This window comes from Phaeobacter sp. JH20_37, from assembly GCF_048056015.1.
GTDB classification, from domain to species: domain Bacteria; phylum Pseudomonadota; class Alphaproteobacteria; order Rhodobacterales; family Rhodobacteraceae; genus Phaeobacter; species Phaeobacter bryozoorum.
This window is the reverse complement of sequence record NZ_JAYMWW010000004.1, coordinates 63537-90535: the sequence shown is the minus strand read 5'-3', so window position 1 is coordinate 90535 and position 26999 is coordinate 63537. Positions and strand designations below refer to the sequence as shown.

Sequence of the window (26999 nt, the reverse complement as noted above, 5' to 3'; positions counted from 1 at the left end):
CTGACCCATAATTATACCGGCTATCCGCTGCTGCGACAGGCCCGCGCCATGATCGCGCGCGGCGATCTTGGTCGGATCCGGCTGGTGCAGGCGGAATATGCCCAGGACTGGCTGACCGATCCGATTGAACAGGACGGCCACAAACAGGCCGCCTGGCGCACCGATCCCTCACAGTCCGGCGCAGGCGCCATTGGCGATATCGGCACCCATGCCTTTAACATTGCCTGCTTTGTCAGCGGTCTGACCCCGGAGGCGCTCTCGGCAGAGCTGCACAGCTTCGGGCCTGGACGCCGGGTCGATGACAACGCCCATATCCTGCTGCGCTACGACGGCGGCGCGCGTGGCATGATCTGGGCCAGCCAGATCGCCGTTGGCTGCGAAAACAGCCTGCGCCTGCGGATCTTCGGCGATAAGGGTGGTCTTGAATGGGGGCATGAGGACCCCAATCAGATGAGTTTCACCCGTTTTGGAGAACCAAAGCAGATCCTGACCCGTGGCGGGGCCAGCATCGGACCCGACTGGACCCGCGTTCCGCCCGGTCATCCAGAGGGGTATCTGGAAGGGTTTGCAACGCTTTACACCGATATTGCCGAGGTGATCGAAAACCGCACCGACAATCCGATGCTGCCGGGTCTTCAGGCAGGGCTGGATGGGATGTGGTTCATCTCCGCAGCTCAGGCGTCCTCCGCCGACGGCGGCTCCTGGGTCACCCGGTAATCCCAATCAGCGCGCCACCAATGCAATGCCCCCCGACAGCGAACTAGCCGAAGCGGGGCGTTGCGCCTCCTGAGCCGCAGCATCAAAGCATATAATCTGTGTTATGTTGATATTTGAGGCTGCCCGTCAGTCGGCTGCTCAGCGCTTGTCCTGCACCGTTTGCAGATAAGCAATCAGACTGCTGAGCGACCGGGGCACCATCATCGGCTGGCCGCTGGGCAGCGCAAGGGCGACATATTTGTCCTCGTCCAGCGTCGGGCCGAACATCGGCATATCGCCATGGGCGGCAATCGGTTGCCGTCCGTCGATCTGCCTGGCCACGGCTTCAACCGGAAAATCGCCGCCGTTTCGCGTCGCCAGCTGGGTCAGATCCGGCGGGCGCAGCGCCATCATCTCGGCCATGGGGCCAAGGCTGGCAGCATCCTTTCCGTGGCACTCCGCACAGAAATACAGAAACAAGTCCCGGCCCTCATCGCTGTCGGCCTCCTGTGCCCAGACCGGTCCTGCCGCAATCGCCAGTATCGCTGCGAGCCGCATCAGCATAGCTGTTCTCCTTTGTGTCAAACCTGCCGCGGCGCATGTCCCGGGTCTGTCCGGTGGCCGCCGTCCGATCATAGCAGCATTCCCGCGCCGCCGGATTGACCCAGCGCAAGGTGGCCGATGCCCAGATCATCTAGGCTCCGCAAAGGACGCAACGGGATCGGGGTGCTGTGCCATGACCAGAACAACGGGTGTTTTTCTGACTGCCGCCGCCGCGCTGCTGCTGGCGGCTGCGGCGTATCTGTTTGTTTCGGAAAACGGCGCAGAGCTGCCGGAGGGTTTCGTGCAGGGCAATGGCCGGATCGAGGCCGAACAGGTGGAGATTGCCCCGGCAAGGGCGGGTCGGGTGGCCAAGGTACTGACGGCTGAGGGCAGTCTGGTTGCGGCGGGCGATGTGCTGGTGGTGATGGACACCGATGAGCTGGCGGCGACGCATGACCGGGCCCGCGCCGAAGTCGCGCTGGCGCGCCAGACCAGGGCCGAGGCAGAGGCGCTGGTGGTGCAACGCCAGAGCGAGCACCGCCGCGCCGAGCATGAGCTGGAGCGCGCCACCGCGCTCTTGGCCGGGCGCAATATCTCCGAAACCCTCCATGAGGAGCGCGACACCATCCATTCGGTGGCCGAGGCGGTGCTGGGCGCGGCGCGGGCGCGGGTCGCCACCGCCGAGGCCGGGATCGCGGCGGCAGAGGCCGAGGTCCGCCGGATCGCCGCCCAGATCGAGGACAGCACGCTGATCGCGCCGATGCCGGGCCGGGTGCTTTACCGGCTGGCGGAACCGGGCGAAGTGGTTGGCGCCGGCGGGCCGATCCTGACGCTTCTCAGTCTGGAAAACATCTATATGGAGGTATTCCTGCCCGCCCGCGAGGCCGGGCTTCTGCCGATCGGAGCCGAGGCCCGCATCGTGCTGGATGCGCTGCCCGGTTACGCCATTCCCGCCACCGTCACCTTTGTCTCGCCAGAGGCGCAGTTCACCCCAAAACAGGTCGAGACCCTCAGCGAGCGGGAGCAGCTGGTGTTCCGCGTCCGCGTCCGCATCCCGCAGGATCTGGTGGCAGCGCGGATCGAACATGTGAAAACCGGTCTGCGCGGCATCGCCGTGATCCGGCTCGACCCCGCGATGGAATGGCCCGAAGCGCTGGACCGGCGCATCCCGGCTGAGCTGTTCGAATGATCTCCGCCGCAGGCACCCCCGGCATCCGCATCGCCAAGGTCTCTCATCGCTACCGCAGGCATATCGCGCTGGATGACATCACCTTGGATCTGCCGCCCGGTCAGCTGGTGGGCTTCATCGGGCCGGATGGCGTCGGAAAATCCACCCTTCTGAGCCTGATCACCGGTGCCAAGAAATTGCAGGCCGGGTCGATAGACGTGCTGGGCGGCCCGATCGCTGACGCCGCCCACCGGCGCCGCATCTGCTCGGCCATTGCCTTCATGCCGCAGGGGCTGGGTCGCAATCTGTACCCCGAACTCTCCGTGCGCGAAAACCTCGAATTTTTCTCACGCCTGTTCGGGCAGCGGGCGGCAGAGCGGGAGGCGAGGATTGCATCGCTGCTGTCTGCGACCGGGCTCGCACCCTTTGCAGACCGGCTCATGGGCAAGCTGTCGGGCGGTATGAAGCAGAAGCTGGGCCTCTGCTGCGCCCTGATCCATGACCCGAAACTCTTGGTGCTCGATGAACCGACCACCGGCGTTGATCCCTTGTCGCGCCGCCAGTTCTGGGCGCTGATCGGTGCCATCCGGGACACCAGCCCCGGCCTCACCGTGCTGGTGTCCACCGCCTATATGGAGGAGGCGCAGAGCTTTGACTGGATTGTCGCCATGGATGCAGGCCGCGTGCTGTTCCAGGGCTCGCCGGATAAGCTGAAGGGCCGGACCGGTGATCTGGAAACCGCCTACCGCCAGCTGCGGGCAAAGGGCAGCCCGCCGCCGGTTCCACACCCAACACCAGCAGCACATAGCGGCGAGCCGGTGATTACCGCGCGCGGTCTCACCCGCCGCTTTGGCGATTTCGTGGCGGTGGACAGCGTCGATTTCAGCATAAGGCGCGGTGAGATCTTCGGCTTTCTCGGCTCCAACGGTTGCGGCAAGTCGACCACCATGAAGATGCTGACCGGCCTCCTGCCCATCAGCTCCGGCGCGGCGCAGCTGTTCGGCAGGCCGGTGGATGCCAGGAACCGCGCCATGCGCCGCGAGATCGGCTATATGAGCCAGGCGTTTTCGCTCTACGGCGAACTGACCGTCGAGCAGAACCTGCAACTTCACGCCCGCATCTTTGCAATTCCCGACCGCGCGGCCCGGATTGCGGAGCTGACGCAGCGCTTCGGCCTTGCGGCGCATCGTTCCTCCCTTGCTGCCGCCCTGCCGCTGGGCATCAAGCAGCGCCTGTCGTTGGCGGTTGCGGTGATCCACCGCCCACGCGTGCTGATCCTGGACGAGCCGACCTCCGGCGTCGATCCTGAGGCGCGCGACATGTTCTGGGCATTGCTGGTCGAGCTGTCGCGCAACGAGGGCGTGACGATCTTCGTCTCCACCCATTTCATGGGCGAGGCGGAACGCTGCGACCGGGTGTCCTTCATGCACGCGGGCAAGGTTCTGGCCGAGGGCACACCCAAGGCGCTGATGGCGGCGCAGGCTGCGGCCACCCTCGAGGAGGCATTCATCGCCATTCTGAAGGCCGCTGATCCGCCGCCCCCGGTCTCCGCTCCGCAAACAGCGGTTCAGACAACGGGCAGCGCCGCAGGCGGCCCCACCCGCGCGCTGGCCTATGCCCGGCGCGAAACGGTTGAGGTGCTGCGCGACCCGGTGCGCCTCGCCTTTGCCTTCCTCGGCTCGCTGATCCTGATGCTGGTGTTCTGCTTCGGCATTTCGCTCGACATAGATGAGCTGGACTATGCCGCGCTCGATTTGTCGCAAAGCCCCGAAAGCCGCGCCTACCTGGCGGAGATTTCCGGCTCCCGCTACTTCCGCCCCACCCCGCCGCTGTCCAGCGCCGCCGAAGGGCGCAGCCGGCTGGTCTCGGGCGAGGTCTCGCTGGTGATCGAACTGCCGCCTGACTTTGGCCGCAAGCTGCGCACAAATGAGCCGGCAGAGGTGCTCGCCATCGTCGATGGCGCCATCCCCTTCAAAGGCGAAACGGTGGAGGGCTACGCCGCCGGGCTGCATCAGTCCTTCCTCAGTGCACAGGCCGCCGCCAGCGGCACCCGCCAGCCCGAAATTGCCCGGATAGAGCCGCGGTTCCGCTACAACCAGAGCTTTGAGAGCATCGCCGCAATGGCCCCGGCCATGCCCGCGATCCTGCTGATCATGCTGCCCGCCGTGCTGATGGCGGTCAGCGTCGCGCGGGAAAAGGAGCTGGGCTCGATCACCAATTTCTACGTCACCCCGACCACCCGGTTTGAGTTCCTGATCGGCAAGCAGATCCCCTATATCGTGATTGCCTATCTGAACTTCCTGCTGCTGACGGCAATGACCATCGCGGTCTTCGGGGTGCCGCTCAAGGGCGATCCGCTGCCCTTGGCCCTTGGCGCGCTTCTCTATGTCTGGGCCGCCACCTCCTACGGGCTGCTGATTGCCACCATGACCTCCAGCCAGGTGGCAGCCACTTTTGCAACCACCATCGCCTCGGTGGTGCCGACGATCCAGTTCTCCGGCCTGTTGCAGCCGGTCTCGACGCTGGAGGGCGGCGCCCAGACCATCGGCTCACTATGGCCGTCGTCTTATTTTCTGCATCTGAACGTGGGCGCCTTCACTAAGGGGCTGGGCTGGGAGGCGCTGCTGCCGGACATCCTGGCGCTGGCCTGCTTCGGGCCGGTGTTCACCCTGCTGGCCGCGCTGGCGCTCAGGGCGCAGGAGAAGTAGATGCAGCGCCTGTCCCGCATAGTCTGGCTCGGCCTCAAGGAGATGATGAGCCTGCGCCGCGACTGGGTGATGATGGCGCTTCTGGTCTGGTCCTTCACCCTGTCGCCGGTGATGGAGGCAACGGGCGTGGCAACCTCGGTGAACAACGCCTCGATCGCCTTTGCGGATGAGGACAACTCGCCCCTGTCGCGCACCCTGGCGGAGGCGTTCTTTCCGCCCGAATTCCAGCCGGTGGTGCAGATCGAACCCGGCACCGGCGCCGCCCGGATGGATGCGGGCGATTTTCTGTTTGTGGTGGCGGTGCCGCCCGGCTTTGAAAAGGACCTGCGCGCCGCCCGGGTGCCGGAAATCCAGGTGCTGATCGACGCCACCGCGATGGAACAGGCGGGCATTGGCGTCCATTACATCACCAGTATTCTCAGCGCCGAGATCCGCCGCTTTGCCATCGGCGCCGATCTGGCCCAGCCGCAGCCCCTTGGCATCATCATCCGCAGCGCCTTCAACCCGAACCGTGACACCATGCGCTTTGCCGGCATCAACGCGCTGATCGGCCAGATCATGTGGCTGACCACGATCCTGACCGGCGCGGCAATGATCCGCGAACGCGAGCACGGCACCATTGAACACCTGCTGGCGATGCCGCTGTCGCCCTTTGACATCGCGGTGGCGAAGATCTGGGCCAACGCCGCCGTGGTACTGGTTGCGGGGGCGCTGTCGCTGGGTTTTGTGATGCAGGGCGTGCTGGAGATCACCATCGCCGGGTCCAAGCTGCTGTTCCTCTGCGGCACGGCGCTGTTTTTGTTCACCGCCACCGCGCTTGGGGTGTTTCTGGCCACGGTCGCGCGTTCGATGGCGCAGTTTGCGCTCTTGGTGATGCTCACGATCCTGCCGATGCTGATGCTGTCGGGCGGCGAAACCCCGGTGGAAAGCCAGCCGGACTGGTTGCAGGCCATCACCACCCTGCTGCCCTCGCGCCATTACATGGCCGCGAGCCAGGCCATCGTGTTCAAAGGCGCAGGGGTTGAAACCGTCTGGCCGGAGTTCCTGTGGATGGCGCTGCTGGGCGCCGCGCTGCTTGCCACCAGCCTCCTGCTGTTCCGCCGCTCGGTGGCGCAGGACCGATAGCGCACCCGGTTGCCTGCCCGTTGTGCCACCTTGATCGGGATCATGGCAGCGGCCAGCGGGAATGATCTACTGGTGCGGCCGCTGCCCCGCCCATGCCCCCATAACTGCCGGAGCCGACAGATGACCAATACGCCCACTTTTGACGCCTATAAACCCGCCGAAATCGCCGCATTGGTGGAAACAGCCGGCACCGCCAAGGCGCGGCTGCCGCTGCCCCAGATGTTCGTGCTGGCGATGCTGGCGGGCGCCTTTATCGGATTTGGGGCGGCGGCCTATACGATGACCCTCGCAGGTGCGGCCCCTGTGACCGGACCGCTCCGCGTGCTGGGTGGCGCGGTGTTCTCGCTTGGGCTGATCCTTGTGGTGATTGCCGGGGCGGAGCTGTTCACCGGCAACGTGCTGACGGTGATCGCCGCGGTGGACCGCAGGATCCCGCTGCGCCTGCTGTTGCGCAGCTGGGGCGTGGTCTATCTCGGCAATCTCGCGGGCGCAGCCGGGCTCGCGGCCGCCTTTGCCGTGACCGGGCTGCTGGATGGTGCGATGGGCACAACCGCCGCCGGCATCGCCGAGGCGAAGGCCGGGCTGACCCCGCTTGAGGCCCTTATGCGGGGCGCGCTGTGCAATGCGCTGGTCTGCCTAGCCGTCTGGCTGTCCTTTGCCGCCCGCACCGCTGCGGGCAAGGTTCTCGCCATCCTCTGGCCGATCACCGCCTTTGTGCTGCTGGGGCTCGAACACTCCATCGCCAATATGTATTTCTTCCCGCAAGGCTGGGCCGCAGGGGCCGATGTCCCGCTTGTCGCAGCGGCCGCCAACCTGCTTTGGGTCACGCTGGGCAATATCGTGGGCGGCGCGGGCGGCGTCGCTCTGGCCTATTGGTTCGCCTTCCTCGGGGGCACCACGCAGAAGCCACCCGTGCAAAGCCGCTGAAGCCGCAGCACCCTGAAAGCCATAGCGCGCGCGGGCGCCGCCGCCCCGTTGCTGCGGGTCAGACCCGGAACAGGCTGCCTGCCAGATAGGCGACAGCAGCGGCGCAGGAACCGATTGCCAATGTCTCCAGCCCGGATTTCCACCAGGGCGCCAGCGACCAGACGCTCTTGCTGGCGCCAATGCCGAAAAACACCGCCCCGGTGGCCAGCGCGGCGGTCAGGAACGGATCGGGCAGCCCCAGAATGAACGGCAGAAGCGGCACGATGCCTGCCGCCATGAACGCCGCAAAAGTCGTCAGCGCCGCCGCCACCGGGTTGGGTTCTGCCGGCGCCAGCCCATATTCGCTGGTCAGCATCAGCGCGATCCATTTCTCCGGCTTGGCGGTCACCGATGCCACCGCGCCCTCCAGCACGTCGCCGCTCAGCCCCAGCTCCTGAAAGATCTGGCGCAGCTCCTCGCGCTCGCCCTCCGGGTACTGGCGGATATGACGCTTTTCCACCTCGTAGAGACGCCGCCGGTCGTCCAGATCCGCCTTGGTCCCCAGATAATTGGCCGCAGCCATGGAAAACCCGTCCGCCAGCACATTGGCAATGCCAAGGGCGATGATCACCGCAGGGGAAAACCCCGCGCCCTCGACCCCCGCAGCAATCGCAAAGGTGGTGACCGCGCCGTCAATGCCACCATAAACCGCATCCCTGAGCCGCCCGGTGCCATTGCTGCCCGCAAGCCGCCGCGCGATGTCGTCCTTGCTGTGACCGTGATCCTTCTCCATGCCCGCAGGATGCCCCGGAGTGGCCCCCGCCGCCTTGACGGAGGTCAAGCTGCCGCCACTGCCTTCCGCTGGCGTTGACCACTGAGATAACGCAGGGTTTTCAGCCCCTCCGGCACCAGCAGGATGGGCAGCACCAGCAGCGCGATCAGCCCCCAGTGCTCCCCTTGCAGCGGCACCGTGTGCAGCATCACCTGCAAGGGCGGCCAGTAGACCGCCGCCACCTGCGCTCCGATGGTCACCACCAGCGCCGCCAGCAGCAGCGGATTGCTGAACACCCCGATCCGCCAGCACGGCAGATGCAGCGAACGGAAGGCAAAGACGCTCGCCTTCTCAAAAACCACCATGGCGGTAAAGGCGGCGGTGCGGGCCAGATCCTCGTTGCCGTCCAAGAGATGCAGGAACAACCACAGGCTGGCCAGCCCGGTATAAAGCCCCAGCGCCAGAATGCTCAGCAGCCCGGCCTTGCCCAGGATCGGCGTGTCTTTCTGGCGCGGCGGATGCTCCATCTGGTCCGGCTCGCCCTTCTCCAGCCCCAGCGCCACCGCCGTGACCCCGTCGGTCACAAGGTTCATCCACAGGATCTGCGTCGCCAGAAAGATCAGCGGCCCGCCGATCAGGATGTTGATCAACAGCGCAATCACCTCGCCCGCGTTGGAGGACAAGAGGTAGCGCACGAATTTGCGCACATTGGCGAACTGCCGCCGCCCCTCGCCAATCGCCCGCACGATGGTGGCGAAATTGTCATCGAGCAGCACCAGGTCAGAGGCATCCTTGGCCACATCCGTGCCCCGCACCCCCATTGAAACCCCGATGTCGGCCTGCTTCAGGGCCGGCGCGTCGTTCACCCCGTCGCCGGTCATCGCCACGATCTGATGCTGTCCCTGCAAGGCCGAGACGATCCGCATCTTGTGGGCGGGCCTTGTGCGGGCAAACAGCACATCTTGCTGGAGGATCCGGTCCAGCTCCGCGTCTTCCAGCGCCTCCAGCGCATCGCCGGTCAGGGTCTTTCCGGCAGGCAGCCCCAGCTGGGCCGCAATCGCCTTGGCGGTCAGCGGGCTGTCGCCGGTGATCATGATCACCCGGATGCCCGCCGACCGGGCGGCGGCGATGGCCGCCCGCACCTCCGGCCGCGGCGGGTCAATCAGCCCCGCCAGCCCGAGGAAGGTCATGTTCTCCTCGCGGATTTCTCCGCCCTGCGCCGCACCTGCTGCCAGGCCGATCACCCGCAGCCCTTCTGCCGCCATCGCCTCATAGGCGTCGGTGATGGCGGCCGCCTCCCCCGCGCCCAGCTTCCGCGGGCCATCCTGCGTCAGCACTTCTGTGCAGAGGCCCAGAACCTGCTCCGGCGCGCCCTTGGTCAGGACCTTTCCGCCGCCGCCGCTGCGCGCCAGCACGCTCATCCGCTTGCGCTCGCTGCTGAAGGGGATTTCCGCCAGCACCGCATCCGGCGGCGGCAGCGCTGCCCAGCCCTTGTAGCCCAATGTGACCAGCGCGCCCTCGGTCGGGGCGCCGGTCATCTGCCAATGATCCCCCTCGCGGTGCAGGGCGGCATGGGTGCAGGTCAGCCCCGCCTCCAGCAGCTCTGCCAGCACCGCGTCCTCCCGCGCGCCGGTGACCATGCCGTTGCAGGCGATATGACCCGCCGGATCATAGCCGGTGCCAGTCACCTGATAGCTGCGGTCCAGCGTCCAGACCCGCGTCACGGTCATCTTGTTTTCCGTCAGGGTCCCGGTCTTGTCGGTGCAGATGACCGAGGCCGCGCCCAGCGTTTCCACCGCCTGCAACCGCCGCGCCAAGGCTTTCTGCCGCACCATCGCCGCCGCCCCCAGCGCCAGGGTGATGGTGACCACCGCGGGCAGCCCCTCCGGCACCATCGCCACCGACAGCGACAGGCCGGTCATGAACATCTCCGCCGCGTCCCGCCCCATATACAGCCCCAGCGCCAGAATAGCGGCGGAAACACCCAGCGCCGCAAACCCCAGCTGCCGCGCCAGACGGCCCAGCTGCACCTGCAGGTTTGTCTTCTTCAGCCCCACCGATCCGGTCAGCGATGCGATCTCGCCAAAGGCGGTGCGCGCGCCGGTCGCGGTGACCACCGCCAGCGCGCGGCCCGCCGCCACAACCGTGCCGGCAAACACCTCTGCCGTCTCTGTGCCGGGCGCCTTGTCCACCGGAACCGATTCCCCGGTCAGCGCGCTCTCATCCAACGATAGTCCGGCAGCTTCGTGCAGGCGCGCATCGGCAGGCACCCGGGCACCGGCCTCCAGAATGATCAGATCGCCCGGCACCAGCTCGCGCGCCGCGATCACCTGCTCGCGCCCATCGCGCACCACCAGCGCCTGCGGCGACAGCAGGCTGCGCAGGCTTTCCAGCGCGGTTTCCGCCCGCCATTCCTGCACAAAGCCCAAGATCCCGTTCAGCCCGATCACCAGCCCGATCGCCAGCGTGTCGGCATATTCGCCAAGCGCAAAGGCGATGATCCCGGCGGCAATCAGGATCAGCACCAGGAAATTGCTGAACTGGCGCAGGAACACCCGCAAAGGCCCGGTGCGTTTGCCCTGCGGCAGCTCATTCCATCCGTATTGACGCCGCGCCGCCTCCGCCTGCTGCCGCGTCAGCCCGCTGAGCCGCCCGCCATCGTTGTCCTGAACCGGGTGTTCCATCCGCTCTGCCCTCCGCAGCCGCCACAGGCTGCTGCCCCAGCCTGCCGCACTCCGCACCCTTCGGGCAACTGCTGTGGTGCCGCAGGTCCAGCTCCTAGCGGGACATCGGCGACAGCAGATCGGGATTGACCACGAGGGTGCGCACGCCATGGGCATGATCTTCGTCAAAGGCATTGTCGCCCAACCATGCCTCCACCGAGGCAATGCTCACCTTGGCCACCTTGGGGCGAATGCTCCAGGTGACCTGCACGGGAGAGCCGGTCTCATTATAGGCCGGACCGGTCGTCGATCCGGTATATTGCACCGGCGTACCCATATCCTGCGGAATATGGATCGCCTGATGATAGCCATCGACAAACTCATGTTTGGTCAGCCTCACGAAATCCAGCGCGGCAGGATCATTGACCAGCACCATCACCTGAGTTTCGACCCGCAGCTGCGGGTTCAGCGTGGCGACATCCAGACAGGATCCCAGCGTCGGCCCCGGTCCCACCTGCGCCGTGCTGTAGACATAATGCACCTCAATCGTGTCACCGGGCGCCAGTGCGCCATGGTCGGTGCTACCAACCGGACGGGCATAGGGGGCCACCTCGGCCGCTGTCAGCTCGCCTGAATAAAGATACCCGGTGCCATAGCCCTGACCATCGCCATGTCCGGCATATTTGGTGAATTCACCACCCTTGTGCTCTGCGCTTTCGTGGAAATGGATGTTGCAGAGGTTCATCCGGCTGGCGGGTGGCGCAAATGCAAAATCGCGCTTGTTCGATCCCACCGCCGAGCTGAGATCACGCGGCGACTGCGGGCCAAATCCCTGATCCGCAACCGCCTCTGCCAGCGCCCGCCGCTGCGCGTCGATCACGCTGGCACCGACCTGATCCGCCGCATGGGCCAGTGTCGCGACAGTCAGCGCTGCCCCGGCGGCGGCCGCCAGTACTCTCTGAATGGTCATCCCGTGTCCTTTCCTCTGCCGGGCCGGTGCCGGGTTCATCCGCCGCAATCGCGTCCCGGTCACAACGGGAAGGAAAAAAGGCACCCGATGCCTTTTTAACCATGGCAGGCAACAGGTGACTGTCTGGACTGTGAACGGAGCCAAGACCGCATATGAACAAGAGATGAACGCACCATGGCCGGTCAGCAGCCCTTGGCGGCGCATTCGTTCATCTGTTGTTCATGATTTCGACAGGACGCTGTCATTGCTGCAAACTAACTCTACCACTGGCGGCCCTGACAGGGTTATGGTCAGCCGGTGCGTAGCCAACCCAAACCCCGCACCGGCTGACCTCGCAATTGGCAGCCCGACCCACAACGACGGGACCACCTCGACCAATGAAAATAGTGCATATTGTCAATATTTTCGCGGCCGTGGTACTGCTGGCAGCCGCTGCCAGTGTGTCAGTTGCGGTCTGGGCCGCCAGACAAAGCGATCTGCACAATTACCGCATTTCGCTGGCTCACACCTCCTTTGAACACCATCTGAAACTGGCGGCAGACACCTATCTTCTGTTCAAGCGTTTTGGCGATCTGCTGCTGGCCGATGACACCGGGCAGGTGGCGGATATCACCGATATTTCCAACCGCCTCCAGACCCATATCACCAATATTCGCGCCGCCATTGAGCAGGAAATCGAGCTGGTCGGCGACGAGGAGCTGGCGGAGCTGATGCTGCTGGACAAGATTGAGGAGATCATTGACGACATCCTCGACCTTTACCGGCGGGCGCAGTCGCGCGAGGCCGCAGATGGCATCGGTGGCGACTGCGCCAGGTGTCGCTGGCCCTCAACGAAGACATCAAGGAAGATTTCCGAACGCTGATCTCAACGGCGCTCACCGAAGAGCAGGAGGAAGTCTCAAGAGCCGAGGCCGAAGCCAGCGCAAAGATGGCGCTGGTGCGCATGATCTCCTTTGGGTTGGCGGTGGCCTTTCTCTGCATCACCGCCATCGCGCTGATTGTCTTTCGCCGCGAATTCACCCGCCCGTTAAGGCAGCTTCTGGGTGGTGTGCGGCAATTTGCGGCCGGGGATTTTTCCAGCCGGATCGCCCTGCCGGGGCGCAGCGAACTGTCGGAAATCGCCGGCGTTCTGGATGAAATGTCCGCAGTGGTCTCGGCCCGCACCAAAAACCTGACCACCCAGAACGAGGAACTGGAACAGGCCGTCCGCCAGCGTACCGAAACGCTGGAAAAACTGCTGACCGAGGCGCGAAAATCCGAACAGAACCGCCGCCAGCTGCTGGCAGATGTCAGCCATGAGCTGCGCACCCCGCTGACCGTCATTCAGGGCGAAAGTGACGTGGCGCTGCGCGGCGCCGACAAAACCGTCGAGGAATACAAGGACGCCCTGACCAAGACCCGGTTGGCCGCCAATCACACCGCCAATCTGATCAGCGACCTTCTGTTCATCGCGCGCAAGGAATCCGGCTCGCTTGAACTGGTCAGGAAACCCGTCGATCTGATCAAGCTGATCCACGAGGTGATCGCACTCTGCGGGGCCGAGGTGCGCTTTGAGCCGCAGCGCGACAAGGTGATCGTCATAGCCGATGGCCAGCGGATCCGTCAGGCCGTGCTCGCCCTGCTGGAAAATGCCAAATACCACGGCGGCGACATGATCGCCGTCACCCTTCAGACCCATGGCGATATCGTTGAGATTGCGGTGTCCGATGACGGGCCGGGCGTGGATAACGCGGAAAAGGAACTGGCCTTCGAGCGTTTCTTTCGCGGCTCCAACGCAAGCGGCCGCTATATCGAAGGGCTGGGCCTTGGTCTGCCGATCGTGCGCTCCATCGCCGAAGCCCACGGCGGCTCGGCGCGGATCTTTGATCGCCCAACGGGGGGCACAACGGTTGTGCTGACGATCTCCACGGATGCCGACCCATAGTCACAGGACGCCAGAGAACAGCTGATGAATATTCTGCTTGTAGAGGATGAAGAGCGCGTAGCCGATTTCATACGCCGGGGGCTGAAGGCTGAGGGCTTCAGCGTCGAGCACGTGGTGGATGGCGAACTGGCGCTGGGGTTCCTGCAAACACGCGACTTTGATGTGGTGATCCTCGATCTGATGCTGCCGGGGATCTCCGGCATCGAGGTCTGCCAGCGGATGCGCGCCCGCGCCAATACCACCCCTGTTCTGATGCTCACCGCGCTGGATTCAACCGACGAACGGGTTGCGGGCCTGCGCATCGGTGCCGACGACTACCTGCCCAAACCCTTCGATTTTGAGGAGCTGGTCGCAAGGCTGGAGGCGCTGCATCGCCGCCGGGTCGGCTATGGGAGCACACCCGACGATGAGGTGATCACCCATCGCGGCCTCTCCTTTGATCCCCGCGCGCTGGAATTCTACGTCGACGGCCGCCCGGTCGCGCTCTCCAGCAAGGAGCGCGAGCTGGCCGTGCTGCTGATCAAGAACATTGGCCGCGCCCTCAGCCGGGAACGCATTCTGAATGCGGTCTGGGGCACGCAGTCGGACCCGATGACCAATATCGTTGATGTCTATATCGGCCGCCTGCGCAAGAAATTCGGCCCCGAAGGTGACGCCATCGTGACGCTGCGCGGCGCCGGGTATCGGCTCGATTGAGCGGCACCGGCAGTCGTGACAGCGCGGCCCCTGCGCGCTAGTATCGCCGGACCGGAACAACCTCAGGGCATCCCCACCATGGCCTCCCCGCTCCTGCTTCGTAACCGCAATTACCGGCTGCTGTTCACAGCCGGGGCGCTGACCAACCTCGGCGATGGGTTCATCCTGCTGGCGCTGCCCTGGCTGGCAACGCTGATGACTCGCGATCCGGTGGCGATTGCCGCCGTGGCCGCAGCCGGTCGCCTGCCCTGGCTGTTCTTTGCGCTGCCCGCCGGGGTGATCGCGGATATGGCCGACCGACGCAAGCTGATAGCCCGCGCCGACCTGCTGCGCGCCGTGATCGTGCTCGCCATCCTCATGCTCGCGCTCAGCGCACCGGCGGCCGGGGCCATCTGGGCGCTGGCCGGCCTGGCCTTCCTCCTTGGCGCGGCGGAGGTGATCCGCGACAATGCCGCCCAGACCATCCTGCCCGATATCGTTGCCAGCTCCGATCTTGAGGCGGCAAATGGCCAGATGTGGACCGCCGAACAGCTCACCGGCCAGTTCATCGGGCCGCCGCTCGCCGGCCTGCTGATCGCGGCCGGCATCGCTATTCCCTTTGGACTGGATGTGATCGTGCTGGTGCTGGCGGCCGGTTTTGTCTGGCTGATCAGCCTGTCGCCGCGCGCACCGGTACAGCAGAGCTTTGGCAAGGCGCTAATGCAGGGCATCACCTTCATGCGCGGCGATGGGCTGCTGCTGCGGCTGGCCGTCGTGCTTGGCATCGCCAATTTCCTCGCCACCGCAACCATCACCGTAGAGGTGCTTTTCGCGCAGGAGGTGCTTGGCCTCGGCCCTACCGAATACGGGTTTGTCCTGTCGGTTGCCGCCCTTGGTGCTGTGACCGGCAGCCTGATTGCGCCGCGCCTCAGCCGCCTGATCGGGGTGCAGCCCTGCCTTTACCTGTCGATTGCGGGCTGGGCGGTTGGCTATGCGCTGATCGGTGTCAGCAGCAGCGGCATCATCATGGCGCTGGCGATGTTTGGCGTGATGGCGGCGGCGATGGTCTGGAACGTGATCACCGTCTCCTGGCGCCAGCGCCGCATCCCCTCCGAACTGCTGGGCCGGGTGAACAGCATCTACCGCTGCTTTGGCTGGGGCTCGATGCCGCTTGGCGCGCTGACGGGCGGTGCCGTCGTGGCGCTGCTGGAACCGGAGCTTGGCCGCGACCTCGCCCTGCGCGCGCCTTTCCTGATCTCCGCCAGCTGCTGCGGCCTCCTGCTGGTCTATGCCGCGCTCCGGCTTCGGCTGGACTGATGCCCGCGGGGGTAGGCTGACCTGCGACGGCCAGCCAACCCCAGCCAGATCAGGAAACGACTTCCATCACCGGCGGCCGGGCGGTGTGCCGCGCTGCCGCTGTGTCCTCCAGCTCTGCCAGACACCGCAGGATCTGACTGGCGCCCAGCCGAACCTGATCCGCGTCGATGGCATAGGACAGCCGGATATTGTCCGGCGCGCCAAAATGACGACCGGGAACAGCAGCCACGCCATATTCTTCCAGCAGCAGATTGCAGAGATCCTCATCGGTGCTGATCATCCGCCCCCGGTGCAGGGTGCCAAAGACCCGCGAGATATCGGGGAACAGGTAGAATGCCCCACCGGGGCGGGCGCAGCGGATCTGCGGTGCGCTGTCAAACGCCGTGAGCAGAAGATCCCGCCGCATCCGGTAGCCCTCGGTCATCCGCTGCGAGAACCCCTGATCGCCAGCCAGCGCCTCCGCCGCGGCGGCGGCCACCACCGGCGGCATATTGGAGATCGAGTTGCTGTTGAGCGTGGCAACCGCCGCCGCCACCTCCGTTGGCGCAGCCAGCAGACCCGCGCGCCATCCCGGCATCCCGTATAGCTTTGAAATACTGTCCACCTTGATGATCCGCGACGCCAGATCGGGCGCGATCTCCAGCAGATGCGGGCACGGCTCGTCGGCATAGACAAAGCGCTGGTAGACATCGTCGCTGATGATCCACACATCATGGCGCCGCAGCACCTCGGCCAGCGCCGCCAGCTCCGATCTGCTGTAGACCGCGCCGGTGGGGTTGGACGGGTTGTTCAGCACCAGCGCCCGAGGCCGCCCACCCAAGGCCGCCTCCAGCGTCGCGGGGTCCAGCTTGTACCCCTGATGCAGCCCGCAATAGGGCGTGCGCACCTCAACCCCGCTGAGCCGGGCAATGTCGAAATAGGTCGGCCAGCAGGGCGCCGGGATGACCACGGTATCGCCGGGCTGGAACAGCACCTGAAACAGCGCATAAAGCAGATGCTTGCCGCCCTGTCCCACGGCAATATTCTCCGCGCCGAACTGATCCAGCCCCAGCTGAGCCAGATAGTGCAGATAGGCCTCGATCAGCCCGGCCTCGCCCCGGCTCGGACCATAGCGGCAGCGATCGGCACGGATCGCGGCAATCGCCGCCTCGTAAACCCGCTGCGGCGGTGTGAAATTGGGCACCCCGATAGAGAAATCGACCACCGGGTCAGGGCGGCTCTGGATCCGTCCGGCCAGCGCCAGAATCGGACAGAAGGGCGTGTCGCGGTGAAGCGCGGGCAGATCAGGCATGGCAACCTCCCCGGCCTGCGATGGCGGCGCCACAGCGCCGGAACTCCGACATGCGCATCAGGCCACGCTCTCCATCGGCTGCGCCACCGGCGGGTGGCTGTCCCGCGCGGTGCGGTCACGGGCAATGGCCTCGGCCATCCGCGTGGCGGCGGCGGTGATGATATCCAGATTGCCCGCCGACGGATCCAGATAATCTCCGGCCCCGGTGACCCGCACCATGGTGAACAGCCGATCCCCGGTAACATGCGGCTCAACGATCACGTCATAGCCCGGCACCGCCGCGCGCAACCGCGCCACCGCCCCGGCGATAGCGCTCCGGGTGGCCTCCAGATCATGCTGCTCTGCCAGCGCGGAGATTGCTGTCTGCATATAGACGTTCGGCTTTGCCGGGTTGATGTTCAGGATCGCCTTCACCCGGTTGCAGCCGGTGAACTGCCGCAGCGCGTCTTCGGTGGTTTCGATATAGTGATTGAGGTTCAGCCGCGTGGCCGGCCCCGCGCTTTCGGCACTGATCGAGGACACCACCTCCAGATAGTGGATCTCCGGGTTCGCCGCCGTCATCGCCTGGGCAATCGGGATCGAGGCCTGCCCGCCGCAGGTGATCATGTTGATATTGCCCGCCGCCAGCAGCGCATCGCCGTTCAGCGACGGCACGCAGAGCGCACCATTGGGAGCCGGGGTCAGGTTGATCAGCACCTTGCCCGCCGCCTGCAAAGCCGGGGCATGGGCCTGATGCGCCGCCGAGGAGGTGGCGTCGAACACCAGATCAAAACTGTCGAGCGCGGCAAACAGCCCCTCCGCCCCGCGATCGGTCACCGGGATGCCACGGCTTCGGGCCAGCGCCAGCCCCGGCGATGCCGCATTGCGCCCGGCAAACAGGGTGCACTCCAGCAGCGCGGAACGCTGCACCTTGCACAGCACGTCACAGCCGATATTGCCGCTGCCTATGATGGCGGTTCTCAGTTTCATGCGTCCACTCCTTCCAATGCGGGTGCCGCCGTCCGGGCCAGCCGCGCCGCCGCCGAGATGATCAGATCCTCCTGCCCGGCCACGGCGTTGCAGCGCGACAGCTCTTCGTAGATGAACCGTGGTGCAACGCCGAAATCCTGCGCCGCGCGGGTCACATGTTTTTCAAAACCGGCACAGACGCCGTAGATGCCGCTGATCAGGTTAGAGGTGCCCACGATGGTGCGCCGCTGCACCGGCGGCAGCTCGGGCAGCGCTTCCACCGCCTCGCAGAGCGCAAAGACATCGGTTCCGGTCTCAAACCCGTAGCGCTCAAGCACCGCACAGAGCACCTCCAGCTGGGTATTGCCGGCCCCGGCACCAAACCCGCGCATGGTACCATCCAGAATGGTTGCGCCCGCCTCGGCGGCGGCAATGGAATTGGCAATCGCCAGTCCCAGATTGTTATGCGCGTGGAACCCCACCGGCACCTCCAGCTCAGCCGCCAGAACGCCGATCTTCTCGCTTGTGTCGCGGGGGTCGTAATTGCCTGCGGAATCCATCAGGACAATGGCATTGGCGCCATAGGACACCTGCCGCCGCGCCTGCGCCAGCAGCACATCCGCAGGCGCCATATGGGTCATCATCAGCACACCCTGAACATATTTGTCCTGGCTGCGGGCATATTCGATGTAGCTCTGGGTCAAATCGCCTTCGGTGCAATGCGAGGCGATGCGGAACACATCCACCCCGGCGCCGATGGCCGATTTGATGTCCGAGATCTTGGCAAAACCGGGGATCGCATGAATGCCCAGCTTGGTCTGGCTGAGATTGGCGCGGGCGGTTTCCAGCATCTCGATATCGGCATGGCGCGCCATGCCCAGCTGCAACGAGGAGGCCCCCAGCCCGTTGCCATGGCCGACCTCGACCACCGCCAGGCCGCAGCCATCCACGGTCCGGCAATAGGCGGCAATATCGTCAAGGCTCAGCGCATGGGCAATGGCATGATTGCCGTCGCGCAGGGTAGGGTCGTGAATGGCAATGGCCATGGTCTGGCTCCTTGTCATGGGACTTGATTTCATGGGACGTTGATTTGAGGCGATGATCAGGGGGCCGCAGGCCGGTGCCGCATTACCTCAGCGCGATCCGGGCCACGGCGGCCTCGGCATGGGCCAGCGCCTGCTCGCGGCTGTCACCGCGCGCCAGCACATAGGCAACCCGAGAGGCCGCAGACAGCACCGCATCATAGCGGGTGCCCGGTTTGGCAGAGGAATGCACCCGCGCCACACCTTCGGAACTGGCGGCGCAGTCCAGCCCAGTGATCGCATCCAATGTGCGGTCCTGTGCCAGCATGTAGCGGATCGCCATCGCCGCGGTGGAGGGCGGCGGCGCATCATAGGCAAGCCCGAGCACCGCGGCAAAGGTCTCCTTGAACACATCGGCACCGGTGGTTTCCAGGGTCAGCTCCCAGATCTGGTCACCGCCGTTGCGGGTCTGGGTCTCGATGATATAGACCGCCCCGTCGTGCAGCTTTACCTCGGTATGGGCCGGGCCGGTCCGGTAACCGACCGCCTCCAGCAGCGCCTGAACCCGCTCGGCAATTCTGGCCTCATCCGCGGCACTCAGGGCGGCGGGCTGCACATGGCCGCTCTCGATGAAATAGGGCGCGCCGCTGGTGGTCTTCTCGGTGATCTGAAGCACCCGGTGACGACCGCCAACCGACATGGTTTCGACACTGTATTCCGGCCCGGGAATAAACGCCTCGGCGATCAGCTCCTCGCGGCCCACCTGCAACGCATGGGACAATGCGGTCTGAATATCGGTGGAGCCATCGACGAAATGAACCCCCTCGCTGCCGCCGCCCTCGGCCGGTTTGACGATGCTGTCGCCATGGCGCGCCACAAACTCGGCGATCTCCGCCACCGTGCGCACGCGGGCAAAGGGCACATCCTCGATACCCGCCGCCCGCAGCGTCTCGCGCATCCGTCGTTTGTTGCGCGTCAGCCGGACCGTCGGCACCTGGCAATTGCTCGGCAGATCCAGCGCCTCTGCGATATGCGCGGCGGTCAGAAACCCATATTCGGCAAAGGAGAACACCGCATCAAACGGCGTCTTGCGATGCAGAGCGCGGGCCAGCGCGACGCTGGTTTTCACATCCTCGTAATCGGTCACCACCACGGTTTCGGCCTGATCAAGCAGCAGCTCGGTCAGATGGGACCGGATCTGAAGCGCGCTGTAGCGCAGCCCCATCTCGCCGATACGGACAAAGGTGTGATCGCGACCGCCAATCATCAGGATATTGCGTTGCGGTTCAGACATGGCGTTCCCCGTCATCTGTCATCTGTCATCGGTTGGATTGGATCAGGCGCGGACCGGAACATCTCGCGGTTCATGAACATCGGCGCGATATGCAGCACCGACATGCGCAACACATGGTTCAGCATCACAAAGGCAGGCTCCAGACCCAGCGCCAGCGCGGTGGCCACCATCACCTCGACCCCACCCGGCACCCAGGACATGAACAGCACCAGAAACGGCTGGCCGGTCAGCAGGCTGAACAGCGAGGCCATGGCAACCGTGATCCCAAAGGTGATCGAGGTGACGATCAGCCCGGCGCGCAGGTAGCTTGCGATATCGCTCCGGGTGATATCCTTCAGCCGGATGCCGATCAGCCCGCCCAGCAGCGCCATGGCAAACAGCACCAGCGGTTCCGGCACCACGATCGGATCGCTGCCGCGCCAGAGGTTGGTGCCCGCCGCCAGGATCAGACCGGTGACCATATAGGGCGCCGGCATGGCAAAGCGCTCCAGCACCCGCCCCGCCGCATAGGCCGCCGCCGCCAGCAGCAGAAAGATCGCGTAGCCCGCCAGCGTGCCCGCCCCTGTGGCGGCCTCGTCGGGCAATGCGGCGATCTCCTGCGATCCCTCCTGCGGACCGGCGATCAGAAACACCGCAACCAGCAGCGCGATCATCCGCACCATATGGGCAAAGACCATCTTGGCCGAGGTCTTGCCCTCTTCGCCGGTCAGGGTCATCACCGCCGCCATGGCGCCGGGCACCGCCCCAAGGAGGCTCTCGGCGCGGGTCCATTTTTCCACCCGGTACAGCCAGGTGAACCCGGCCGCCAGCTGCGCCGACATGCAGATCAGAAGCCCCGCAAGCACGGTCAGATCGGCCATGCCCTCCAGCATCTCGGCATTCAGCAGCGCCCCGACGCTGGCGCCCAGGATCAGCTGGATCACCACAATGGCCGCCGGCGGTGTCGCCAGCGCCAGACCAAATCGACAGGCCAGCAGCACCAGACCCGCCGCCCCCAGAAGCTGCCCCAGCGGCAGCCCGCTCAGATATCCCAGCGCCGATCCGGCACAGGCCAGCAGCAGGGTGATCGCAAAATTCCGCAGCATCAGCCGACGCTCCGCAGAATATCCGCCGGCGCCAGCGCCGATGCGGTGGCAATGCGTGCCTGATGGTGGATCACGTCAATGTTGTTGACCATATAGAAGGTGCCGCAGGTCAGCTGCCCCAGCGCAAACAGGCCCGGCGATGGCCGCCCGTCGCGGGTCAAAACCCGGCAATCCTCCAGCTGCACCTTGATCCCGCCGGTTGCGTCCCGCTCGGCAAAGCCCTGCGCCAGCAGGCTGCGGATCAGCGGGTTGCTCTCGTCCAGCCCGCGCTGCAGGCCGGTTGCATTGATCACCGCATCCACCTCGGCGATGCCATCGGCAAACTCCATCCGATAGCGGCCATTGCGAAAGCTGACATTGCGCAGCCCGCTGCGATGGCTGAGCGCGCCACTGGCCTGCAACATCGCGATACGGTCGGCATTGGTGCGCGAGATCGGCACCCGCATATTCGACCAGAGCCGGTGGAAATGGCGCAGGAACGCCGCCTTGGCGCGATCCGAAAGACTGGCCCAGAGCTGCGGGATCAGCATATTGGTTTCGGCCAGAATGCTGGACACCAGATCATTGTCGGCACTGTCGACGCCGCGCAGCAGATCGGCAAAGCTGACATCCACCCCCTGATGCTGCATCTCGGCCTCAAACAGCTCCATCACCGCCGACAGCGAAATCCGCCCGCCATCCGGGCCGTTGCGCAGCGCCGCCAGACCGGCCGGCGTCAGATGGTGCAGCGTCACCGGGCGATAGGCCGTCACCGCCTTGGGCAGCCCCGCCCGGCGCGAGGTCATCAACATCCGCCGGCCATTCACCCCAAGCGCCACATCATAGGCGGTCAGCCGACAGCCCAGAATGCCCACCCGCAAACGGGTCAGCGCCTTCAGGCGGGCCGCCGGATAGGGCGCGCGGAAATAGCCCGGCGTGCCGCCCAGCCCATAGGGGTCGGCCTCCAGATTGGTGCCCAGACACAGGTAAACCGCATCATAATCGGACACGCTGCCCATCCAGCCCAGACGGTAGAGCGCATCGGCGCGCGGGCTGGGGGCAATCGTCTCCACCTCGGCGCCAATCATGCGGATCCGCCCCCCCGCGGTGCGCACCCGACCGCTCAGCGCATCGAACCGGCTTTGCAGGAACCGCCCGAACAGGGCGCGCTGTAGGAAACCATCCTCATCCGCTGCCGCCTCCGTCGCCCCGGTCTGGCGCAGCCAGTCGCGGAAATCATTGCGGCGCGCCAGATACATCAGCTTCAGTGGCCGGTTGAGCAGATTGGTCTCGGCATCCTCCTGATAGGCCACGCCGGGACCAAAACTGCGGCTCTTGTCAAAAACATCCACCGACAGCGCCGACAGATCAGGCAGGGTGGCGACCAGATTCTCCAGGACCGAGACACCGGCATAGCCCGCGCCGAGAACAGCAATTTTCATGTGGTAGATCCTTTGTTGGGCATCAGGCGAACAGGGGCAGGTCTGGATCAGGCCGCCGCGCTGGTCTCCCATTGGCAGGCACTGTGGAACCAATCCTCCAGCTGCCGCAGCCGCGCGCGCAGCTCCGCCTCGCTGTCGCCCTCGACGATGGCGTTCAGGATCTCGGCATTGGTATAGGCCATCTGACCATACTGCCGCCCCGCCACGCCGCTCATCCGATAGGCACGCACGAACTCGAACGGGCAGCGCTCCGGCACCGCGCGCAGCACACCGTCGCGCGGCGGCACGCAGAGCTGGCCAACCAGCCGCACGGGCTCCAGCATCGGCTCAGGCCGTGCCGTGTTCTCAAACCCCGGATCCCGCATCGCCCGCAGATAGGTCATGCGCGGATCCAACCCCCAGGCCTCGGTCATTTCCTGGTTGAAGAACACCCCGCCCAGCCGCGAGGCGATCTCGCCCAGGACAATGGTGCCATCCGGGCTGACAAAGACCTCAAGATGGAACAACAGCGTCGGCGGCGAGGGCATCACCTCTTCGACCAGATGGCGGGAATAGGCCACCAGCCGATCGCGCAGCGGCGTCGTCGGCTCCAGCATATGCAGATCATGTGAACGCCCGCCGAGGAAATCCAGCGCCGAGGTCAGCACCCGCACCGGCGAAATCACAATCGGGCGCCCATCCACATAGAGCCCGTTGACGATATAATGATCCCCGGCGACAAACCGCTCGATCATCGTGTTGTAAAACGTCGTACTGTCCTGCCGCGCCAGCCATCCCGCCAGATCGTCGGCCCCGCGGATCACGCAGACCCCGTTTGATCCGCGCCCGTCGCGGGGCTTCAGAACAACCGGATACCCCCAGCTGTCGATAAATCGGCGGATATCCATCGCATTGCGCACCACCGCCATGTCGCTGACCGGCAGCCCTGCCTCCCGCGCGCGGGTCTTCATCGCGTATTTGTCGCGATAGGTGTCCAGCTGCACCGCAGCATCCGTCGACACGCCGAGGTAGTCATTCACCCGCGCGGCGCGCAGCACGTCAATCTCCGCCAGCGCGACACAGACCGGATCCGCAAGGCCGCGCGCGATCTCGATCGCCGCCAGCTCCACCTCCGCGTTATCATTGAAATTCTGAAAGAAGCGGATATCCAGCCCCTCGGGAAAGCTGTCCATCAACGCCGCTTTGGCACTGGCGCAGGTCAGGATGATGCTGGCTGGCCCAATCGCCTCAACCCAATCGGTAACACTATGCTGTAAAAGGATTTTTGGCGGCGCAAAGAGAATGATATTCATGACACGACGGGACCTTCGACAAAGTTTCAACAGGTTTCGGCGCAGAATTTTCTTCGCCTTTTACGTGTTTGAACGCAACTTACAGTATGTTTTGTATCCGTCAAGCGGCAGTTTTATGAAACTTACACAACGTTAAGGTGAGCGATTTTCCGCCTTTGTCCTGCCGTGATTTCTTTGGAAATACATGGCCGCGCCGTCCAAACCCATGACGGCATCCCATCGTATACTGCGGCAAGAGGACGTGATGCCGCAGCTGCAAAATCGCCTGTCAGCCCCGGCAGGTCGCGCGCCCGTGCAGTGCCTCCTTGCTCCCGGTCGCGACAACCGGCCGAGGCTTGATCAGGATCATGGCGGCCGCTGTCACAGATGATCTAATGACGTCAGCCGCGGGCAGATCCGCCCGCCGCATCCCGTCAGGAGGCACGCCATGCAACGCAGAACATCCCTCTTCATCCTCAGCAAAGACACCCGCGACGAGACCATCACCGCCGCCGCCGAGGCCGCCGCCGAACAGGAGGCGCATCTCGCCTGCCTGTTGCTGGAGGCGCTGCCCGGTCCGCCCAGTTTCGCCTTTGGCCACTCCGGTTACGCCGCCCTGGTTGCCTCGGACGGTCCGTTGGAACGCCTGCGGCAGAACAAGGCCGCCGCCAAGAAACGTGTCGACGACATCGAGACGCTGCTGGCCCGCAGCAACTGCCCCGGCGACGTGCAGTTCGCGGTCTGGTCGGGCAATGATATCGGTCTGGTCGCCGCACGGCGGGCGCTGACCTGCGACATTGCCCAGATCGCCGACGATCTGACCGACCCGGATCCCGTGTTCCGCGAAGCCACCTATGGCATCCTGTTCCAGTCCCCGGTGCCGCTGATGCTGAACGGCAGCCCCTTTGCCCACCGCGACCGCATTTTCCTCGCCTGGGACAGCAGCCTGTCAGCGGCGCGCGCCGCCCATGCCGCCCTGCCCTATCTGCGCAAGGCCAGCGAGGTGATCATCGGCTGCATCGACTCCGATCTGTCCCATGGCCGCGATGGCGAGGATCCCGGCACCGATATCGCCGCCTGGCTCAGCCACCATGGCTGCGCCGTCACCCTGTCGCAATTTGCCAGCAACGGGCAGGAAATCGGCACCAGCATCCAGTCGCGGGTGCGCGAAATCGGCGCCGATCTGGTGGTGATGGGGGCCTATGGCCACTCTCGTATGCGTCAGGCGATGTTCGGCGGCACCACGCGCACGATGCTCCAGCAGACAGAGCTGCCGATCTTCCTCGCCCATTAACAGAGCCATCACGCGACAGGCATCACGCAATATGGCCGCGACAGCTCAACGTCGCGGCCATATCCCGGCACGGGTCCGGTCAAGCCCTCAGATGTCGGGCGTCAGGTGTCAGGCGACACCCAGATCTTCCGCCGGACCAAAGAACTCATAATGGATCCGCTCCATATCGACATTCGCCGCCCGCAGACCCGCAATGGCCATCGCCATGAATCCCTTTGGCCCACAGATGTAATAGTCCGAAACGGCGGTATTGGTATTCGCCGCCAGCCAGTCCGGGGTAATCCGCCCTTCCACATCATAACGCGCGGCGGCGCGGTCAGCCTCGCTCGGCGTTTCGAGGAAGATCACACTGCGTTTCGCCAGTGATTTGCTCAGCCCCTCCATCGCCAGATTGTCGCCATCGACCGCCGCGTGCAGATAGGTGGCGCTGCGATCATTCGCGGCCAGGCTCTCCAGCATGGCAACCATCGGCGTCAGCCCGACACCGGCCGACAGCAGCACCACCTCCGCCTCCGCCTGATCCTTCAGATAGAAATCCCCCGCCGGGGCCGCCACGCGCAGGATGGTGCCCTCCGCCGCGACCTCATGCAGCCAGCCGCTGATCACGCCACCCGGCTCCTGCTTGACCGAAATCCGGTAGTATTCCCCGTTCGGCGCGCAGGAGATCGAATAGTTTCGCCGCGCCTTGCCGGTCTCGGGGCTATCGAAATCAAAGGACAGATATTGCCCCGGCTTGTGCCGCAGCACCGCACCGCCATCCACCGGCCGCAGGACAAAGGATTTGACCGAAGCGCTCTCGCGCAGAATCCCGGTGATGGCAAAATCGCGCCAGCCCTCCCAGCCGCCCTCCGCTGCGGCAATCTCCTCATACATCCTGCTTTCCGCCGCGATCAGCAGATCGGCAAGGAACCAATAGGCGGCCCCCCAGGCGTCCAGCACCTCCGGCGTTGCCGCATCGCCCAGCACCGCCTCGATCGCCCCCAGCAGCGCGGTCGCCACATGGGCGTAATGCGCGGGCTTGATCTGCAGGCTGACATGTTTGTTGACGATCCGCTCCACCACGCCGCTCAGCGCGCCCAGATTGTCGATATTGCGGGCGTAGCCCAGGATCGCATTGGCCAGCGCCGCGTGCTGGCTGGACCCGTTCTGCTGATGTGACTGGTTGAACAGGGCGCGGATTTCCGCATCCGCCAACAGGCGCTCATACATCTGCGCAACGATGGCGCCACCATGGGCCTCCAGCGCGGGAACGGTTGCGGTCACAATCGCCTTGGTCTGCTCTGACAGGGGCTGTGCCATGGGTCTGGTCCTTCTCTGCTTTGGCCGGAACCGGGATATCCGGGTGGCCGTGGTAAAACATTCATTTCATCTGAATGTATATTTCCGCTATACAAACATTCAACCGAAATGAATATTAAACACCGCAGATGCCGCCACCCGGAGCCCGCAATGAAGCTGAATCTGAAAACCGACTACGCGCTGAGGCTCCTTATTTTGCTGGGCAGTCGGCCCGAGCAGATGTTCGAGATTGAGACATTGAGCCGCATGCACCAGCTGCCGGTTAGTTCCGTGATGAAGATCATCAGCGAACTGGTCCGCCACGGCTATATCCGCAGCATTCGGGGCCGGTCGGGTGGGGTGCAGATGGACATGGATCCGGCAGAGATTCGCCTCGGCGATGTGGTGCAGGCGATGGGCGAACCGATGGAGATCGTCGATTGCAGCAGCTGCCTGCTGGTCGGCAACTGCCGCCTCAAAGGGGTGCTCTGCGAGGCAGCGCAGGCCTTTGCCGAGGTGCTGATGAAATACCGTCTCAGCGATCTGATCGAGGCCCCTGCCCCGGTGCTTGCACCGCTGCTGGCAACCGAAGGCGGCGCTGCCGGCTCCACCTCGACCTGAGCCATGA

At 64.9% G+C, this 26999-nt stretch carries 23 protein-coding genes; 11 read left to right on the top strand and 12 right to left on the bottom strand.

Annotated elements, in window-relative coordinates; all coding sequences use genetic code 11:
* The coding region (locus tag VWZ87_RS01970) for a Gfo/Idh/MocA family protein (protein WP_416539359.1) at positions 1 to 717 on the top strand (717 nt) is incomplete at its 5' end.
* Between the two features lie 138 nt (positions 718 to 855).
* Here VWZ87_RS01970 and VWZ87_RS01965 read toward each other — a convergent pair.
* On the bottom strand, positions 856 to 1260 hold the full coding sequence (locus VWZ87_RS01965) for a c-type cytochrome (RefSeq protein ID WP_416535331.1): 405 nt from the start codon (positions 1258 to 1260) through the stop codon (positions 856 to 858).
* A gap of 172 nt (positions 1261 to 1432) precedes the next feature.
* On the opposite strand from VWZ87_RS01965, the gene VWZ87_RS01960 reads away from it, so the two are divergent.
* The 4 genes from VWZ87_RS01960 to VWZ87_RS01945 all read left to right on the top strand — a co-directional run bounded on the left by VWZ87_RS01960 (position 1433) and on the right by VWZ87_RS01945 (position 7167).
* Positions 1433 to 2428: an HlyD family secretion protein gene (locus tag VWZ87_RS01960; protein ID WP_416535330.1), complete on the top strand. Its 996-nt coding sequence runs from the start codon at positions 1433 to 1435 to the stop codon at positions 2426 to 2428.
* Positions 2425 to 5115, top strand: coding sequence for a ribosome-associated ATPase/putative transporter RbbA (gene rbbA / locus VWZ87_RS01955; protein WP_416535329.1), 2691 nt, complete (start codon positions 2425 to 2427; stop codon positions 5113 to 5115). Before VWZ87_RS01960 ends, rbbA begins: the two co-directional genes overlap by 4 nt.
* Positions 5116 to 6240 carry an ABC transporter permease gene (locus VWZ87_RS01950; protein WP_416535328.1) on the top strand — a complete coding sequence of 375 codons (1125 nt, stop codon included), beginning with the start codon at positions 5116 to 5118 and terminating at the stop codon, positions 6238 to 6240.
* Positions 6241 to 6360: 120 nt separating this feature from the next.
* The gene (locus VWZ87_RS01945; protein WP_416535327.1) at positions 6361 to 7167 is read left to right on the top strand and encodes a formate/nitrite transporter family protein; all 807 of its coding nucleotides are present in this window, start codon (positions 6361 to 6363) and stop codon (positions 7165 to 7167) included.
* 58 nt (positions 7168 to 7225) lie between these two features.
* On the opposite strand, the gene VWZ87_RS01940 is transcribed toward VWZ87_RS01945, so the two are convergent.
* The 3 genes from VWZ87_RS01940 to VWZ87_RS01930 form a co-directional block, all read right to left on the bottom strand.
* Positions 7226 to 7939 carry a VIT1/CCC1 transporter family protein gene (locus VWZ87_RS01940; RefSeq protein ID WP_416535344.1) on the bottom strand — a complete coding sequence of 238 codons (714 nt, stop codon included), beginning with the start codon at positions 7937 to 7939 and terminating at the stop codon, positions 7226 to 7228.
* Between the two features lie 44 nt (positions 7940 to 7983).
* Positions 7984 to 10602, bottom strand: coding sequence for a cation-translocating P-type ATPase (locus tag VWZ87_RS01935; protein WP_416535326.1), 2619 nt, complete (start codon positions 10600 to 10602; stop codon positions 7984 to 7986).
* A 94-nt stretch (positions 10603 to 10696) separates the two neighbouring features.
* Positions 10697 to 11551: a delta-class carbonic anhydrase gene (locus VWZ87_RS01930; RefSeq protein ID WP_416535325.1), complete on the bottom strand. Its 855-nt coding sequence runs from the start codon at positions 11549 to 11551 to the stop codon at positions 10697 to 10699.
* Positions 11552 to 11928: 377 nt separating this feature from the next.
* Between VWZ87_RS01930 and VWZ87_RS01925 the strand changes: the two genes are divergently transcribed.
* The 4 genes from VWZ87_RS01925 to VWZ87_RS01910 all read left to right on the top strand — a co-directional run bounded on the left by VWZ87_RS01925 (position 11929) and on the right by VWZ87_RS01910 (position 15467).
* On the top strand, positions 11929 to 12414 hold the full coding sequence (locus tag VWZ87_RS01925; protein ID WP_416596827.1) for a hypothetical protein: 486 nt from the start codon (positions 11929 to 11931) through the stop codon (positions 12412 to 12414).
* Complete coding sequence (locus VWZ87_RS01920) at positions 12366 to 13475, top strand: sensor histidine kinase (protein WP_416596825.1); 1110 nt, start codon at positions 12366 to 12368, stop codon at positions 13473 to 13475. The genes VWZ87_RS01925 and VWZ87_RS01920 overlap by 49 nt, the downstream gene beginning before the upstream one ends.
* Positions 13476 to 13499: 24 nt before the next feature.
* Positions 13500 to 14171 (top strand): response regulator transcription factor, encoded by a 672-nt coding sequence (locus VWZ87_RS01915; protein ID WP_340547793.1) that lies wholly within the window; start codon positions 13500 to 13502, stop codon positions 14169 to 14171.
* A 78-nt stretch (positions 14172 to 14249) separates the two neighbouring features.
* On the top strand, positions 14250 to 15467 hold the full coding sequence (locus tag VWZ87_RS01910) for an MFS transporter (protein WP_416535323.1): 1218 nt from the start codon (positions 14250 to 14252) through the stop codon (positions 15465 to 15467).
* Positions 15468 to 15516: 49 nt separating this feature from the next.
* Here the strand turns inward: VWZ87_RS01910 and VWZ87_RS01905 are convergent, their stop codons facing one another.
* The 7 genes from VWZ87_RS01905 to VWZ87_RS01875 all read right to left on the bottom strand — a co-directional run bounded on the left by VWZ87_RS01905 (position 15517) and on the right by VWZ87_RS01875 (position 23820).
* Entirely contained in the window at positions 15517 to 16758 is a 1242-nt protein-coding gene (locus tag VWZ87_RS01905) for an aminotransferase class I/II-fold pyridoxal phosphate-dependent enzyme (protein ID WP_340547791.1), read from the bottom strand.
* Between the two features lie 57 nt (positions 16759 to 16815).
* Complete coding sequence (locus VWZ87_RS01900; RefSeq protein ID WP_416535322.1) at positions 16816 to 17727, bottom strand: acetaldehyde dehydrogenase (acetylating); 912 nt, start codon at positions 17725 to 17727, stop codon at positions 16816 to 16818.
* Positions 17724 to 18752, bottom strand: a complete 1029-nt coding sequence (dmpG, locus tag VWZ87_RS01895; RefSeq protein WP_340547789.1) for a 4-hydroxy-2-oxovalerate aldolase — start codon at positions 18750 to 18752, stop codon at positions 17724 to 17726. Before dmpG ends, VWZ87_RS01900 begins: the two co-directional genes overlap by 4 nt.
* A gap of 82 nt (positions 18753 to 18834) precedes the next feature.
* Positions 18835 to 20022 (bottom strand): ATP-grasp domain-containing protein, encoded by a 1188-nt coding sequence (locus VWZ87_RS01890; RefSeq protein WP_416535321.1) that lies wholly within the window; start codon positions 20020 to 20022, stop codon positions 18835 to 18837.
* Positions 20023 to 20033: 11 nt separating this feature from the next.
* Positions 20034 to 21107: an AbrB family transcriptional regulator gene (locus VWZ87_RS01885; protein WP_416535320.1), complete on the bottom strand. Its 1074-nt coding sequence runs from the start codon at positions 21105 to 21107 to the stop codon at positions 20034 to 20036.
* Positions 21107 to 22528 carry an FAD/NAD(P)-binding protein gene (locus VWZ87_RS01880; protein WP_416535319.1) on the bottom strand — a complete coding sequence of 474 codons (1422 nt, stop codon included), beginning with the start codon at positions 22526 to 22528 and terminating at the stop codon, positions 21107 to 21109. The genes VWZ87_RS01885 and VWZ87_RS01880 overlap by 1 nt, the downstream gene beginning before the upstream one ends.
* Before the next feature lie 47 nt (positions 22529 to 22575).
* Complete coding sequence (locus tag VWZ87_RS01875; protein ID WP_416535318.1) at positions 22576 to 23820, bottom strand: ATP-grasp domain-containing protein; 1245 nt, start codon at positions 23818 to 23820, stop codon at positions 22576 to 22578.
* Positions 23821 to 24247: 427 nt separating this feature from the next.
* Between VWZ87_RS01875 and VWZ87_RS01870 the strand changes: the two genes are divergently transcribed.
* Entirely contained in the window at positions 24248 to 25093 is an 846-nt protein-coding gene (locus VWZ87_RS01870) for a universal stress protein (RefSeq protein WP_416535317.1), read from the top strand.
* Positions 25094 to 25201: 108 nt separating this feature from the next.
* Here the strand turns inward: VWZ87_RS01870 and hmpA are convergent, their stop codons facing one another.
* Entirely contained in the window at positions 25202 to 26392 is a 1191-nt protein-coding gene (gene hmpA, locus VWZ87_RS01865) for an NO-inducible flavohemoprotein (protein ID WP_340547783.1), read from the bottom strand.
* A gap of 150 nt (positions 26393 to 26542) precedes the next feature.
* On the opposite strand from hmpA, the gene VWZ87_RS01860 reads away from it, so the two are divergent.
* On the top strand, positions 26543 to 26992 hold the full coding sequence (locus tag VWZ87_RS01860; RefSeq protein ID WP_416535316.1) for an RrF2 family transcriptional regulator: 450 nt from the start codon (positions 26543 to 26545) through the stop codon (positions 26990 to 26992).
* Positions 26993 to 26999 lie beyond the last annotated feature (7 nt).

Bases quoted from the DNA above. Each gene is read 5' to 3' on its own strand.
- VWZ87_RS01965 (WP_416535331.1), bottom strand. From the start codon at position 1,260: ATGCTGATGCGGCTCGCAGCGATACTGGCGATTGCGGCAGGACCGGTC.
- VWZ87_RS01960 (WP_416535330.1), top strand. From the start codon at position 1,433: ATGACCAGAACAACGGGTGTTTTTCTGACTGCCGCCGCCGCGCTGCTG.
- rbbA (WP_416535329.1), top strand. From the start codon at position 2,425: ATGATCTCCGCCGCAGGCACCCCCGGCATCCGCATCGCCAAGGTCTCT.
- VWZ87_RS01950 (WP_416535328.1), top strand. From the start codon at position 5,116: ATGCAGCGCCTGTCCCGCATAGTCTGGCTCGGCCTCAAGGAGATGATG.
- VWZ87_RS01945 (WP_416535327.1), top strand. From the start codon at position 6,361: ATGACCAATACGCCCACTTTTGACGCCTATAAACCCGCCGAAATCGCC.
- VWZ87_RS01940 (WP_416535344.1), bottom strand. From the start codon at position 7,939: ATGGAGAAGGATCACGGTCACAGCAAGGACGACATCGCGCGGCGGCTT.
- VWZ87_RS01935 (WP_416535326.1), bottom strand. From the start codon at position 10,602: ATGGAACACCCGGTTCAGGACAACGATGGCGGGCGGCTCAGCGGGCTG.
- VWZ87_RS01930 (WP_416535325.1), bottom strand. From the start codon at position 11,551: ATGACCATTCAGAGAGTACTGGCGGCCGCCGCCGGGGCAGCGCTGACT.
- VWZ87_RS01925 (WP_416596827.1), top strand. From the start codon at position 11,929: ATGAAAATAGTGCATATTGTCAATATTTTCGCGGCCGTGGTACTGCTG.
- VWZ87_RS01915 (WP_340547793.1), top strand. From the start codon at position 13,500: ATGAATATTCTGCTTGTAGAGGATGAAGAGCGCGTAGCCGATTTCATA.
- VWZ87_RS01910 (WP_416535323.1), top strand. From the start codon at position 14,250: ATGGCCTCCCCGCTCCTGCTTCGTAACCGCAATTACCGGCTGCTGTTC.
- VWZ87_RS01905 (WP_340547791.1), bottom strand. From the start codon at position 16,758: ATGCCTGATCTGCCCGCGCTTCACCGCGACACGCCCTTCTGTCCGATT.
- VWZ87_RS01900 (WP_416535322.1), bottom strand. From the start codon at position 17,727: ATGAAACTGAGAACCGCCATCATAGGCAGCGGCAATATCGGCTGTGAC.
- dmpG (WP_340547789.1), bottom strand. From the start codon at position 18,752: ATGGCCATTGCCATTCACGACCCTACCCTGCGCGACGGCAATCATGCC.
- VWZ87_RS01890 (WP_416535321.1), bottom strand. From the start codon at position 20,022: ATGTCTGAACCGCAACGCAATATCCTGATGATTGGCGGTCGCGATCAC.
- VWZ87_RS01885 (WP_416535320.1), bottom strand. From the start codon at position 21,107: ATGCTGCGGAATTTTGCGATCACCCTGCTGCTGGCCTGTGCCGGATCG.
- VWZ87_RS01880 (WP_416535319.1), bottom strand. From the start codon at position 22,528: ATGAAAATTGCTGTTCTCGGCGCGGGCTATGCCGGTGTCTCGGTCCTG.
- VWZ87_RS01875 (WP_416535318.1), bottom strand. From the start codon at position 23,820: ATGAATATCATTCTCTTTGCGCCGCCAAAAATCCTTTTACAGCATAGT.
- VWZ87_RS01870 (WP_416535317.1), top strand. From the start codon at position 24,248: ATGCAACGCAGAACATCCCTCTTCATCCTCAGCAAAGACACCCGCGAC.
- hmpA (WP_340547783.1), bottom strand. From the start codon at position 26,392: ATGGCACAGCCCCTGTCAGAGCAGACCAAGGCGATTGTGACCGCAACC.
- VWZ87_RS01860 (WP_416535316.1), top strand. From the start codon at position 26,543: ATGAAGCTGAATCTGAAAACCGACTACGCGCTGAGGCTCCTTATTTTG.